The following is a 14,042-nucleotide window of genomic DNA, read 5'->3' as shown; positions in this document are numbered from 1 at the left end:
CAGCCTAACGGCGCCCGGAGTTACAACCCTTCACCAATTTTCCGCCCCGCGAGATTGCATCCCCGCAGCGAAAGTGCGAGAAGGCACCTGCGGGAATACAGTTTCGCGGGTCAGTCCCCCGACGAGTCGTCCTGCTTGTCCTTGGTGGTCTTGCTGCCGTTCCCGAGCGCGTCCTTCGCCGCGTTCTTCACCGCCTTCACGACATCGCGCACCGGATGGAAGTTCTTCAGCGCGTCACGAATCGGGCGGCTGGACTTTCCCTGCCCGTCGTTCGACGCACCACCACCGGGCGTTGCGATGAGGCTCAGCCGGGTCAGCGGCTTGCCGTCCCACGCCTTGGTCTTCTTGGTTGCGTCGTTGGCAGCGTCATCGTTTGTGACAGCGGTCGTCGCCGCGACGGCCGTCGTATCAGGCGTCGTCACGGGTGGAGTGCTATCCACGAGCGGCGCGGGAGATGTCTCCTCAGATGTCATGTCACTGGTCGTCACGGGCCCCGGTGATCCGGGCAGCTGTGTGCGGCCTGGCTCGAGCGCCATCTGGATGCCTTCGGGGATGTCGCGCACCAGATCGCCCGCGACCGCGATCGGGTTGAAGCGCGGCAGCAGGGTCACCGGTGAAGGCTTGCCGTAGTCGTCGCGAGTGTAGGCGGTTTCGATCAGGGTCTGCGTGAGCGGCGACACCAGGTCGACCAACGGGACCACCAGCGCCGACGTACCTGTCGCTTCCGCGAGATCGATGAACGGCTGATACAGCGGCAAGAACCGCGCAGGCAACGTGATGTAGATGGTGTCGCCGTGGCGCTGGCAGAAGTTCTGTTCGCTGCACTCCGCCTCGGCGTTCCTTATGAGTTGTTCTACCTCGTCTGGCTGGTAGCCGTACGGCGTCTCGTCGAGCGGATCGTCACCGTCGGGCGCCAGGTAAGTGCCGTGGACGTACTCGAAGCCGGCGGCCGCGTTGGCGATGGCGAGCGGGTTGAGAATCCACTCCGGGAAGTCGACGACGCCGTCGTACATCAACGCGAAGTCGCTGGCGCAGTGCGTTTCGTCGGCTCGCTCGCACGTGTCCGTCGGAGTCGGGTTGCCGAATGTCGCGTCAAGAATCGGCACCGTGCCGAGGATCGCTAACCGCTCGAAGACGCCGCCGTCAGGGCGCTGCGGATTGCCGATGAAGAAGTAGGTCGTTCTTGCCTTCAACTCCTCCGGGTCGTCGCGGTGCAGGTCTTTGAACATGCTCGCCACAGTGGCGCCCTGCGAGTAACCGAATATCGCGATGTTGTCGTCAGTGAGTATTGCCTTGTCGTAGGCGCCGGTCAGTCCTTGCACGCCGCTTTTCACCGAGACGTTCCACTTGGCACCTTTCAGGCCACCCCATCCCGGCAGCGGTATCGGCCAGAACTGGGCGAGATATTCCACACCGGTGACGGGTGCGCACGACTCACTCGGACCACAGTCTCCGGCGGGTATCAGGTAGTAGCCGACGGCGTGATCCAGATAGTTGGGCACTTGCGCGGGATGCTGTGTGCCGGTGCCAGGGACGATGATGGCCTGGTATGCCGTCAGACCGATGGCGGCGGTGACGGCCGTCGTCATCGCCTGTGTCACGCCGAGGATCAACGCGGCCAGGACCGTGAAGATAGCGACAGTAATTGATTTTGCTAACGACCCGGCCGTTGCCCGCATAGCGCTCCTCGCCTCGATTCCCGGAGCGATCTTCCCATCAAGCAGTGGTGCCCACCCGCAAAACCGAGCAAACTCATATAAGGAGACTCATGTACGGCTCGGCGGCGGCAGTGCTAACCCGGAAGCTCAAAGCGACCTGGATCAGTCGGAGTGTATCCGGATGAAATCGCCGCGGGCAGACATGCGTTCCGCGATGTCGGCGGACTCCCGCCGCGCCGCCCGAACGTCGTCGTCAGTGTCAGCCAGCACCTGCCTGCAGAAGGCCGCACACAACTGCATCGCTGGCAACTGCAGATTCTCGGCCTGCACTTCGAGTCCCTGCACCATCGCGGCCGCCTCCGCGAGGTCCTCGGGTCGGCCCCGTTCCACCAGGAGTTGGATCAGCGCAGGGATCGTCACGCCCATGAACGTGACGTCGAAGTTCTCCAACTGGCGTGCGATCACCGCGCGCAGGGTTTCGATCCCGCTGTCCACCTCACCCGCACGCGCGGCCACCAGCGCCAGGTCCGCTTCGATCGGGGCAAGTGCCACCACCACCGTGCGGTGTTTGGTGATGATGTCGCGCGCCGACTTCAGGTACTCGACCGCGGCATCCGAAGATCCATCGGATAGGCGCAACAGCACTGTGCCGCATGCCCATAGCGCGCACGCCATTGCAAAGTTGTCGCCGTAGGCCTCCGCCCGTCGCAGCGAGACGATGATTATGCGGCGGGCTGCGGGCATTGTGTTCGGATCCACCGCACCCCAGCCCGGCTATGTCAGCGCCACCGCGCCCACACGTAAGGCACCAACGAGCGCAGAAAATCGAGATCGTGGCCCGGTTGGGCGCTGGCGAAGGCCTCCTGGAAGTAATCCTCGGCGACCGACAGGATGCCCTCGGCGAACTTTGTCGTGAACTCGATGCTTCCGTAGTCATCCATCAGGTCGCGGATGGTGCGAACCAGTTCGGGCGTGCGTTCGTCGCGGCGCATGTTCAAGTACTCGAGCACCAAATCACGGTCGGCGCCACGGGCATTGGCGGTCAAGTGGACCAGGGGCAAGGTGCGCTTGCCCTCGTACAGGTCACCGAGAATCTCCTTGCCATACATCTTCTCGTCGCCGACGAGGTTCAACATGTCGTCACGGATCTGGAATGCGGCGCCGAAGTGAAATCCGAACCGCACCAACGGCGCCAGTTCGGCGGTGCCGCGGGAACCCACCATGGCACCGACGCGCAACGGATGAATCGTGGTGTACCAACACGTCTTGTGCATGATCAGCTCGAGGTAGTCCTCGGGGCGCAACTGCTCGACGTTGTCGAGCAGCCACCCCGCTTCGGTGGCCTGGCCCTCGAGGGTGCGCATCGCCATGGTGTCGAACTCGGCCCACACCAAGTCCGCGAGGTCGCGGTCGAACCGGCGTGTGGCGCGTCGCAACACCTGGCCGGCGACAACGGCCAGTGCGTCACCGGCGTTGAGTGCGGCCGCCAAACCATACTTCGATGCGAGTGTCGGTCGGCCGCGCCGCATCTCGCTGCCGTCGACGATGTCGTCGTGCACCAGAAACGCGTTGTGCAGCAATTCGATTGCGACCGCGACACCCAGTAGGTCGTCGGCCGCGCCGCCGAACGCCCGCCCGGCCGACATGCACAAGGCCGGCCGCAACGCCTTGCCTGGCCGCGACGGGTACTCCCGCATCGGTCCGTACAACCACCGCACGGGCTCGCCGTCCGGCATGGCATCGAGCATCGAAGACCGGATCTTCCGACCGACCCGACGCAGCCGATCCTCGACGGCCGCCGTCACGTCGGCGCGGTCGGCGGTGTCCGTCATGACCCGGATGTCTTCACGTTCAGCACCACGGGTAACCAGACGTCGGCGTGTCCGTCGGCAAGCAGGGTGCCCCGATAGCAACCTGGCAGTTGGTCGGGCACCAGGTCGATTTCGATGGTGACGCCGCGGCTGCAGCGCGCGGGCATAGGTACCACGTCCGGCTCGAATCGGACGCACGAAGAACTGATCACCGCACCGTCGTGGGAAAGCAGGTCGCTGCAACGCAATCGCACCTTGCCCATATCGACCGGTCCGCGATTGTGCAGCCACACCTCGGTCGCCGTCGAACCCGATTCGACGGCGTCGAGGCGAACCTCGCCTGTCGTCGCGGAGTTCACCAAATCCAGACCGGCCTCGGCCGATGTCGATCCGGAAAGTGCCGACTCGCCGAGTTGACTGATTACCTTCTGCAAGGACTTGACGATCCGGCCGATCTCGGGAACCCGCGGCATCTCGAACGCGGCGTCCTCGTCGTCCGGACCGGTGGGCGCAGCAAATCCCATCTCTGTGATACGGACGAAGCGGTCGACGACTTCGGTGGCGGCGCGAAACCCGCGCGCCTGAATTGCACTGAGCGCCCGCACATTGGCGGCCGGATCGAATACCGACGCCCATGGCAAATCGGCGATGCCGGCATCGTCATCCATCGGTCTGTCTGCCATCAGCACCTCTTCCGCATTCGCCCTGCGCAATGGGCGTGTGTCGATATGCTAGATCCGCGACCAGCGGGAGGCGCGATATGTCGAAACTTCATGCGCAAATGGCTCTGCTCGGCACCATCGATGAAGTTGTATGTAGCGGCGACCTGCACAACGAGACTGTGAAAATGGTCGAGAGCTTCCTGCCCGGCACAACCGGCGTGGGACAGCGGGGCTGGTACCGCGAACTGAAGCACTTCCTCAAACGGGACGAATTGACTCCGGTCGACTCGGTGAGCGGCACCCCGATCACGCGCGAAGGGCCCGTGACGTTCCCCAGCTATCCCGAAGCGCTCGAGGAACTCGCGATCGGACCAGCCGAAGAGAGGACAGTGGACCCGGGCACTCAGTCGCGGGCGATATATGCGGCCTCGGTCCTGAGCAACGTGGCCAGGATGGAAGAAGTATTACAGGGTCAGCCGCCGGCTGAGCTGCTGCCTGAATCACGTTTGTCGTCAGCACAGATGCCTGACCCGCTTGATGTCCTGCTGCCGGTGATCGGCCGCAACAACGACGAACCACTCCCTGAGATACCGGGCAATCAGATACCTCCCACCGGGAACGCGGTGACGGATCTGAAAAACGCCCTGAGCTTCGCCACGACCCGAGCCCAATACGCCGCTGTCACAGACTTTGTCGCCAAGAACGCCGTCGATCCCGACCTTCAAGACGTCATGCGCCGGCCGCTGTGCTCGGGAGCGCTGCGCAAGATCGACGGGAAGTTCTGCACCGTGCTCACCACCTCGTGGGAGTCGCCTTTCACACTCAAACAGATGAAGGAGATCATCGATCCGCTCAACTGGCCCGATCTGTGCGAGTTCTTCGTATCGATGGAACTGCAGCCGCCGCTGAACCCGGATCCGTCAGGCGGTTGGTCGCGCGTGTTGGAGAGCGTCAGCGGTGACGAAACGCAGTGGCAGATGCGGACGGCGTTGCGGTACTGGAAGGGCGTCAGCACCGACGGTGAAGGGATCTACATCAACTACGACCTCGACAATCCCCGGATCGGGGACTGCAAGCTGGTCGAGGTGGACGCAGGCTATATCTGGGCAACTCCGACGACTCCCGGTGACGAGGACTCCCTGGTGAAGATCCGCACATGCAAGCAGGTGCGGATTCGCGGTGTGAGCGCCACCGCGACCGCCGCGATGGGGTGTGGCTTCGGCTGGGGAGACGCGATGAGCCGGATGTTTAGCGCGACGCCGACGTCTGGCACCACCAACTTCACGCCCTCTGTGCCGAAGCCGGCCGGGCAGTACAAAGATCCGACCGGTGGGACGGACCCGGGAGACCAGCCCTCCGATGACGCCGTCAGCGAGGCCGCCGAGGAAGTCGAACTGATCGACGGCTGGCGCGGAGCCATCATCGAAGCCATGCGCGTCCAACTGACCGACGGCATCGAGCGGGGCAAGAGGCTGGGCACGAAGTTCGCCGTCCAGTGGAGTGACGGGGAAGGGATCTCACGCGATGAAGTCGCCGAACTCGGCGCCGAACTCGGCCGCGAGATGACCCAATACGCGACGAACGTATTCGACGCTGCGGCCACGGCTCTGCAGCCGCCGCCCGAGGACGCGACCAAAGGAAACAACTGATGACAGAACCCGAACCGCCCCTGGTCCGCGTCACACAGCGCGTCGCTGACACCGCCAAGAAAATGGTCGACGAGTCGGCCGCAGTTGTGTCCGCGGAGTCGAAGATAATCGACGCCGATGCCTATGAGCTGAAGGACGTGATCGACACAGTCACGAAACTGGCCGGCATCGGCATCACCGGCGCGGCACACATCGGCCGCATCGCCTTCGAAGAGAAGCCGCCGGACACCGTGCTCGCGATGGGTGAATACATCGCCTCGGTCGTGCGCCGCATGGTCACTCAGACAGGCACTGTCATGCAGGACGCGGCCATCCACATGGAGAAGGGGAAGAACAAGTACAGCTCCAAGAAGTGGCTGGAGTCGATGACGCGGCTGATCGATATCGGAATCGCAGGCGGCATGGAGATTGTCGAAACGGTGGCCGCCGGACCTGCGCGCTTCGAGGTGCACCCAGTGCGGTCGGATGAGTTCGCGGCACCGCCGTCGCGAACCGGTGAACCGCGAACTTTAAAGGTGGACAACATAAAACGGGAAGGGACCGAGGCGGCAATCGCCGAGCACAAGATCAGCTTCGATCCGCCGGTCCTGGAACCAGGGGTCACCAAATTCGTCGTTCTCGTCGACGCGAGCGATCTGGTCAGCGGTGTCTACAAGGGCACGGTGAAGGCCGAATACCCCAAGAAGGAACCTCCAGAGCCTCCTGATGTCGTGGATGTCTCCATCTCTCTTTGATCCCGTTGCCGATCAACGCATTACGTGACACGTAAAGAACGCATCGCCATCCTCGGCGGCGGCATGGCGGGCTTGGCCGCTGCCTGGCGACTCAGCGAGCCGGGCTGGCAGAACCGCTTCGAGTCGATCACCGTCTACCAGCGGGGCTGGCGGCTGGGCGGTAAGGGCGCGTCCAGCAGAGGCGAGAACGGCCGCATCGAGGAGCACGGCCTGCACGTGTGGATCGGCTCTTACGAGAACGCCTTCACGCTGATCCGTGAGTGCTACGCCGAATTGGACCGGCCGACAACCGATCCCACGGCACCCGTCCAGCGGTGGGACCAGGCGTTCATTCCCGCCAACGACGTCGGCGCGACGGACCGCTGGAACGACGAATGGCAGTTGTGGCTCGGCCGTTTCACCGGTAACGACGAGTTGCCCGGTGAGCCCGACGGTCCGTCGGGCCAGCTGGATGTCATTCATTTCCTGCAACGCGCCCTGCAGTTGATCCTCGACTTCTCCGATTCACTGCAGGCGATGGGCGATACCGGGCTCACTCTGTCGACGTCACCCGAAATACCGTCTAAGGCACGCACTCTCGATATCGTGCGTCGCGCAGTGCTGGCTGCAACCGCAGTGCTCGCCGATCCCCTACCGACTCCCGATGCCCAAGTCGAGGCCCTGACCCATGCGCTGGAAGTCGTCAGGGGCACTCTCGACTACGAGCGGCGCACCGATCACCGGTTGACGTGGATCCTGCTGTGCCTGGTGCTCACGATCACCCGCGGGGTGATGGCCGACGGCCTGATCACCGATCCGCGCGGTTTCCGCGCGATCAACGACGAGGACTACGGCGCATGGGTGCTGCGGCACGGCGCGCACCCGGACGTCCTCGAGTTTCCCGTCCTGCGGGCCATGTACAACATGGTGTTCGGGTACGAGAACGGTCAGCTGGAACGCCCCACCTTCGCCGCGGGTGTCGGGATGCTGCTCGTCGGCCTGATGTTCTTCACCTACAAGGGCGCCATCTTCTGGAAGATGACCGCCGGCATGGGCGACATCGTCATGGCGCCGATGTATCAAGCGCTCAAGCGGCGCGGTGTCAGATTCGAGTTCTTCCATCGGCTCGACGCGCTGCAACTCGACGGCAACCGGCACAACGTCGACGCCATCACCATGGGCCGCCAGGTTTGGCTGGCCGACGGGGTCGACGAATACGACCCGTTGACGAGGATCCATCGGCTCCCCGTCTTCCCCAACCGGCCGCGCGTCGAACAGATCAAGCCACGCGAGGGCATCGACGACCTCGAGTCCTACTTCGGGCCACGCGACGACGCCGAGGTTCGGGTGCTTCGCCGCGGCGTGGACTTCGACAAAGTCATCCTGGCCGTGTCCCTCGGCATGGTGGAGATCGTCGCCCAGGAACTCATTGCAGACCGGCCCGAATGGCGCGAGATGGTGACCAACGTCCGCACGATCGCCACCCAGGGATTGCAGATCTGGCTGCGACCCGACCACAAGGAGCTCGGCCTGGCCGCACCCGCCATCACCACCAGTGGCTACATCCCGCCGATCGACACCTTCTCCTCGATGCCGCAGACGCTGTGGGCGGAGAACTGGCCGGCCGATGACCGCCCGAAGACCGTCGGCTACTTCTGCGGCGCCCTGGACGCCGAGTGGCCGACGACGATGTCGCACGACGAGTACGTCGCGCATTGCCGCCGACGCGCCGAGGCCGAGGCCCTGCATTTCCTCGACCACCGGGTCGGCGTGCACATGCCCGGCGCGGTCACCGAAGAAGGCTTCGCCTGGAATCTCCTCGCCGGCGCAGGCGGTCGACGCGGCGGTGCGGCCCTGGCAACGCAGCACCTCAGCGTCAACATCGATCCGTCCGATCGGTACGTGTTGTCGGTGCCCGGCAGTGACAAGTACCGCCTTCGCCCCGATGAAAGCGGCTATGACAACCTGGTGCTCGCCGGTGATTGGACCGATTCAGGATTGAACTCAGGCTGCATCGAGTCGGCGGTCCTGTCCGGTCTGCAGGCGGCCAACATCGTGCTCGGACACGGTCGCTACCACCGCGTCCGAGGCTTCTATCTGCCGTAGCGCAGATCACACGATCGGACTCACGGGCAAACGCCGCGATATCGAGGCGTCGCGGCGACAATTGGAGGGTGACCGACCTCGAACCCGACCGGTCGGCGATTGATGAATTGCTCGACCGTGCCGTCAGCGCCCTCAACCAGGGAGACCGAGCGACCGCTGACGAACTCGCCGGTCGAGTCCTTGCCGTCGACGAGACCAACGCCGATGCGGAGGAGGTCCTGGCCGCACCGGCGGGAAACGGTGAAATTCGGCGGATCACGATCCTGTTTGCCGACCTCGTCGACTCGACTGAGCTGTCCACCAGGATCGAACCGGAGACCTACCGCACGGTCGTCGGCCGATACCGCGACGAAGTACTCCGGATCGTCAACTCTTACGGCGGCCACATCGGGAACACGAAGGGCGACGGCCTGCTGGCTGTCTTCGGCCACCCACACCCACACGAGAACGACGTCGTGCGCGCGGTGCAGGCCGGACTCGACATCACCCGCGACGTCAAGCGGCTCAGCGCGCGCGTGCGTCAACGTTTCGGGTTCGACATCAGCGTGCGGGTCGGCGTGCACCGAGGCCTGGTCTACCTCGACACGGCCCAGGATGACGTCTACGGCTTCGCAGCCAACCTCGCCGCCCGGATGTGCAGCATCGCCGACCCCGGCACCGTCGCCGTGTCGGAAGCCGTCGAACGTCTCGTCCGCGACAACTTCACCCTCGAAGCGCGCCCGGCCGTCCGCGTCAAAGGCGTCGACGATCCGGTCGTGTCGTTCCGCCCGACAGCGGAGCGGGAGGCGACGCCTGCATCCACCGGTCCCCTGATCGGACGCGAACCCGAACTCGCGGCCATCACAGCAGAGTGGAACGACGTCGTCTCGGGCGCTAAAAGCCTTGCCGCCGTGGCATTCCGCGGCGAGCCGGGCATCGGCAAGAGCCGCCTGGCGCGCGCGGCAGTGGCGCTGGCGAAGCGGTCGAATAGCGTTGTCCTCGAGTTGCTCGGCTCGCCGCTGCACACCGAGGTCGGTCTGTATCCGATCCGCAAACTGCTCGAACGCCGCTGTCAGATCGCGCACGCGGCATCCCCGCAAGAGCGGCTGGACCGGTTGACCGCCGAACTCGAGGCGCGTTCGATGGATCCACACGCCTTGGTTCCGCTGCTGGCCCCGGTGCTCGGTGTCACGCCCGGCGAAGGGTACGAGCCTGCGGCCGCCGAAGGGAATCGCCTCAACGCGCAGATTCAAGGCGCCATTCGCGAATACGTGATCGGTTGTCTGGCAGATAGACCCGGTTTGCTGCTCGCTGAGGACACCCACTGGTTCGATCCGTCGACGCTCGAGGTGCTGCACTCGCTACTGCAACCAGACGTCGGCCGGGGGCTCATCGTGATGACATCGCGCGAGCTCACATCGCTGCGGACCAGCACCGCAGTGCAGGTTTTCGAACTGGGTCCGCTAAGCCACGATGAGACCGATCAGCTGATCACCTCTTTACACCCCAGGATGACGGCTCGCGAACGCAATGAGGTCGTCCGCCGCTGCGACGGTGTGCCGCTCTATATCGAAGAAGTCGTCGCCAAGATCATGGAACAGCCTGCCAACGCAGGTGATTCGGTACCGGTGCCCGACTCCCTCTACGAGGCGCTGTTCGCGCGGCTGCGCTCGAGCGAGAACGCGATGTCGGTGATACAGGCCGCGGCCATCATCGGAAGCCGATTCGACGTCGGCTTGCTGCGGTCCGTCGTGGCGATGCCCGACAACCAGTTTGACGTCGTGCTCACCGAGTTGCGCAGTTCCCGGGTGCTCGAACCAACCGAGGATCAGTCCTGGCGCTTCCGGCACGAACTCCTGCGGGAAGTGGCCGTCGAGCTGATTCCGCCGTCCGTCCGCCGCACATTGCACAGCCAGATCGCCGACGTCCTGAAATCCGTTTCCTCGCAAGGTGATCGGAACTGGCCGATCATCGCGCGCCATTACGAGCGCGCCAACCGGATCGGCGAGGCGGTATCTGCTTATCAACGGGCGTCGCGCGCCGCACGCCACGTCGGTGCGCTCAGCGATGCGATGACGTTCCTGTCCAGGGCGCTGAATCTGCTCGACCGGTTGCCCGAAGGGCGCGAGCGCCACCGACGGGAAATCAGCTTGCGGTTGCGTCACGGGTTTCTGGTCGCGGCGGCGGAGGGCCCCGGAAGCCCCGTCGCTGCCGCGGATTTCGAGCGCTGCCTGGAGCTCGGCGGAACCGATCCACTCGCCGACGAGCTGTTCGCCACCTTGATGGCCTTGTTCACATATTACGTGGGCCGCGGTGACCTGCGTCGGTCACAGAAGATCGTCGAATCACTGCGGGTCGGCGTCGAAAACGGCCGCGAGTGGTGGCTCACCGAAAACATCGGCGGTTCAGGGACATTGGCGTGGCTGCGCGGCGACTTCCTGGACGCGAAGGAACAACTGGAGCAGGCGGCGGAGCTGATGAAGGTCCGCGGCCAGCACGATGTCGAAGCAGAGTGGTTCATGCCTCATGACCCCGTGGTCCTTGGCCTCTGCGGGTTGGCGCACGCGCGCTGGATCATGGGCGACCTTGCCGGCGCTGACGAAGCGCTGGAACGCGGCGCCGCGCGCATCGAGGAGCTGGTGTTCCCGCAGGGGCCGTTCAGCCTCTGCTACCTCCAATTCATCGAGGTGTGGCTCCGGCTGGAGGCCGGCCAATACGACCGGGCCGTCGAGCTCGCTGCGCAGACCCGGCACCGCGGCGAACAACACGGCTTCGACCAGTGGACCGCCCTCGGAGCCAGCCTGCATGCGGTGGCGATCGCCATGTCCGCGATGGCCATTGGGGATTGCGATTCACCGGCGGTAGCCGGGGGCATCGACGCGATGCTCGGTTGGACAGCCGCGTGCCGGTACGTCGGAGCGTTGAGCTTTCTCACCTCGTTCGACGGCTACGCGGCGCGGCTGTTGATCGCGGCCGGCCGCCTCGAGCAGGCCTGCGCTCAGATCGATTCGGGGCTCGCACTCGCCAAGGACACCGGAATGCATTACTACGACGCCGAACTGCTCAGGCTGAAGGCGGCCACCACAGAGGATCCCGACGGCCGCAGTGCGCTGCTGTCGTCCGCGCTTTCCCTGTCCCGCAAGCAGCATGCCCCGGTCTTTGCGTTGCGCGCCGCCGTGGACGACTACACGTTGCGCGGCCGCGCGGCGCTGCCGTCGCTGGCCGAAGCGGTCAAAGAGTTGAGCCCAGAAAGCACGTGGCCCGAATTGGCCGAGGCGCAAGCGCTGCTGGCACAGGCTCAGAGCGCCCGGTAGACCTCGTATTCCACGCCGCCACCCTTGCGCAGCTGGCCCTTGGTCACGAACACGCTCTGGTTCATCCATGCGTACCGCGCGTCGCCCGTCTCGAACCGCGGCGTGGTGCGGAAGTACTGATCCTCGTACTCCGTGCCGACCCCCGAGACCAACGCCTGCGCGGCGGTCTGGTTCAGTTCGAGCAGACCGAAGTACTGGACGTAGACGTGGGCGTTGTCGTCGGTCTCGAAGTGCAGCCGAACATCGATGCGGCCGAATCCGTCTGGTCCGACCAGGATCCAGTCGCCGCCACCGCCGACTGCCCGCGCGTTGAACCGCCGCCCCGTGGCCTGCCCGCCCGTGACTTCGACGTAGATCCGCTGTCCGAGGGGGCCGGCCCCGAAATCGATGGGCGGGTTCAGCGACACCCAGTACGAAAACTCGTGCTCCAACTGAAGACTCATGCCGAACCCCGTCCCGTCGGTCGCGCGCCGATCGCGCCGACCTCACGATACGTCGTCGGACTCCTTGGCGCGGCGTTCTCGATACGCCGCGACGTGTTGACGATTGCCGCAGTTGCCCGTGTCACAGAACATCCGGGACCTGTTGCGTGACAGGTCCGTCAGGACCGCCTCGCAGTCGGGGGCGGCGCAGATCTTCAGCCGTCGCAATTCCCCTGCGCGAATCAGGTCGGCGAGCGCCATCGCCATCTCCGCGCCCATGCGTTGCCACAGCGGATCGTGAACCGACGCCAGGTGCAGATGCCATTCCGGCATCTCCGGGTGCCGCGTCAGCCACGGCTGCGCATGGGTGTCACTCAGTAGCGCATTGACTTGCGCGACGGCGGCCTCTTCGTCGTCGGCGAGCGCCCAGATCTTGCCCAGGCGCTCGCGCAGACGGCGCACCGATTTCAACTCGGTCTCATCACGGTCGCGTCGACCCGTCCATCCGAAGCTGTCCAGATACGCATCAAGCGCCGCGAGGTCGCCCAGCTGCTCGCCATCCACGCGATCGGTGTTGACCAGGACACATATGGCCTTCAATGTGAGCTCCGTGTCATGAGTAAAAAGCATTTGACCCATGACCTCCCCTCCGGCTAATGTCACGACCAAAGTTAATTTTACTCGTGACATGTCGGAGGTGCAGGGTGACGACGACCCAGAGGAGGTCCGTTGATCACTTCCGGCTCGGCATGGTGTTCGCCATTGCCTCCGCGCTGAGCTTCGGCTTGTCCGGGCCTCTGGCCAAGGCGCTGATGGACGCCGGCTGGAGCCCGACCGGCGCGGTCACCGCCCGCATGGCCGTGGGCGCGATCGCGATGGCGGTTTTCGCGGCGTTCGTCAGGCCGGGCTGGATCCGGGAAGCCATCGAGAACTACAAGAGCGTCATCGCGTACGGCATCTTCCCGATCGCAGGCGCGCAGCTGTGCTACTACAACGCCGTCGCGCACCTGTCCGTCGGCGTCGCCCTGCTGCTGGAGTACACCTCGCCGATCCTCGTCGTCGGCTATCTGTGGGTTACCACGCGCCGCCGGCCGACCAACATGACGTTGGCGGGCGTCGGACTGGCGATCGTCGGAATCACGTTGGTGCTTGACGTTTTTGCCGGTGCCCACATCAACACCGTCGGCGTGGCGTGGGGCCTCGGGGCCGCGGTGTGCGCGGCGTGCTACTTCATGATGTCCGACCAGGTGGCCGCTGACGGAAGCGGTTTGAGCCCGATCACACTGGCCGCGGGCGGTCTCATCATCGGGGCCACGGTGACTGGCTCGCTGGGCGTGCTCGGCGTGATGCCGTTGACATTCGCCACTAACGACGCCGTTGTCGCGGGGTTGACGGTGTCGTGGGTGGTGCCGGTCATCGCCCTGGGCGTGATCACCACCGCGATCGCCTACACGCTGGGCATCATGGGCATCGCCCGCCTGCGGCCCCGGTTCGCGTCGCTTGTCGGCCTGTCCGAGGTGATGTTCGCCGTGCTGGCCGCCTGGCTGCTGGTCGGCCAGGCCATCACCGCCATGCAAGCGATCGGCGGCGCGGTCGTGCTGGTTGGCTTGGCGCTGGCCCGGCAGGGCGACCGCGGTGAGATGGTCGAGGCTGCCACCTGGCCAGATGCGGGCCCGACCGACGAGCTGACGCCCTGCGGCGACGCAAACGGTTAGCCCGTTTAACACG

Annotated in this window: 11 protein-coding genes; 5 read left to right on the top strand and 6 right to left on the bottom strand. The window is 64.9% G+C overall.

The genetic code is table 11. The annotated features are described in order from the left end of the window. Positions 1 to 110 precede the first annotated feature (110 nt). The 4 genes from CQY20_RS18540 to CQY20_RS18525 all read right to left on the bottom strand — a co-directional run bounded on the left by CQY20_RS18540 (position 111) and on the right by CQY20_RS18525 (position 4,152). Complete coding sequence (locus CQY20_RS18540; protein WP_097941549.1) at positions 111 to 1,679, bottom strand: PE-PPE domain-containing protein; 1,569 nt, start codon at positions 1,677 to 1,679, stop codon at positions 111 to 113. A 141-nt stretch (positions 1,680 to 1,820) separates the two neighbouring features. Beyond that, positions 1,821 to 2,417: a hypothetical protein gene (locus CQY20_RS18535; protein ID WP_097941548.1), complete on the bottom strand. Its 597-nt coding sequence runs from the start codon at positions 2,415 to 2,417 to the stop codon at positions 1,821 to 1,823. 20 nt (positions 2,418 to 2,437) lie between these two features. Beyond that, positions 2,438 to 3,490 (bottom strand): polyprenyl synthetase family protein, encoded by a 1,053-nt coding sequence (locus CQY20_RS18530; protein WP_097941547.1) that lies wholly within the window; start codon positions 3,488 to 3,490, stop codon positions 2,438 to 2,440. Beyond that, complete coding sequence (locus CQY20_RS18525; protein WP_234816304.1) at positions 3,487 to 4,152, bottom strand: hypothetical protein; 666 nt, start codon at positions 4,150 to 4,152, stop codon at positions 3,487 to 3,489. Before CQY20_RS18525 ends, CQY20_RS18530 begins: the two co-directional genes overlap by 4 nt. A gap of 98 nt (positions 4,153 to 4,250) precedes the next feature. On the opposite strand from CQY20_RS18525, the gene CQY20_RS18520 reads away from it, so the two are divergent. The 4 genes from CQY20_RS18520 (at position 4,251) to CQY20_RS18505 (ending at position 11,892) form a co-directional block, all read left to right on the top strand. Further along, entirely contained in the window at positions 4,251 to 5,780 is a 1,530-nt protein-coding gene (locus tag CQY20_RS18520; protein WP_163700825.1) for a hypothetical protein, read from the top strand. Beyond that, the gene (locus tag CQY20_RS18515; protein ID WP_097941545.1) at positions 5,780 to 6,514 is read left to right on the top strand and encodes a hypothetical protein; all 735 of its coding nucleotides are present in this window, start codon (positions 5,780 to 5,782) and stop codon (positions 6,512 to 6,514) included. The genes CQY20_RS18520 and CQY20_RS18515 overlap by 1 nt, the downstream gene beginning before the upstream one ends. 24 nt (positions 6,515 to 6,538) lie before the next feature. Beyond that, positions 6,539 to 8,599, top strand: a complete 2,061-nt coding sequence (locus CQY20_RS18510; RefSeq protein ID WP_109789736.1) for an FAD-dependent oxidoreductase — start codon at positions 6,539 to 6,541, stop codon at positions 8,597 to 8,599. 68 nt (positions 8,600 to 8,667) lie between these two features. Further along, on the top strand, positions 8,668 to 11,892 hold the full coding sequence (locus CQY20_RS18505) for an ATP-binding protein (protein ID WP_097941544.1): 3,225 nt from the start codon (positions 8,668 to 8,670) through the stop codon (positions 11,890 to 11,892). Here CQY20_RS18505 and CQY20_RS18500 read toward each other — a convergent pair. After that, a complete protein-coding gene (locus tag CQY20_RS18500) occupies positions 11,877 to 12,335 on the bottom strand; it encodes a DUF3237 domain-containing protein (RefSeq protein WP_097941543.1) in 459 nt (152 codons plus the stop codon). The two genes, CQY20_RS18505 and CQY20_RS18500, sit on opposite strands and share 16 nt — an antisense overlap. 42 nt (positions 12,336 to 12,377) lie before the next feature. Continuing rightward, positions 12,378 to 12,944, bottom strand: coding sequence for a CGNR zinc finger domain-containing protein (locus CQY20_RS18495; protein WP_097941566.1), 567 nt, complete (start codon positions 12,942 to 12,944; stop codon positions 12,378 to 12,380). A 119-nt stretch (positions 12,945 to 13,063) separates the two neighbouring features. On the opposite strand from CQY20_RS18495, the gene CQY20_RS18490 reads away from it, so the two are divergent. Continuing rightward, complete coding sequence (locus CQY20_RS18490) at positions 13,064 to 14,029, top strand: EamA family transporter (RefSeq protein ID WP_234816305.1); 966 nt, start codon at positions 13,064 to 13,066, stop codon at positions 14,027 to 14,029. Positions 14,030 to 14,042 lie beyond the last annotated feature (13 nt).

It is taken from the genome of Mycolicibacterium agri (genome assembly GCF_002553505.1).
In the GTDB taxonomy this organism is placed as follows: Bacteria; Actinomycetota; Actinomycetes; order Mycobacteriales; family Mycobacteriaceae; genus Mycobacterium; species Mycobacterium agri.
Note: the sequence above shows the minus strand (reverse complement) of the source record. Positions and strands in the feature narration are given on the sequence as shown.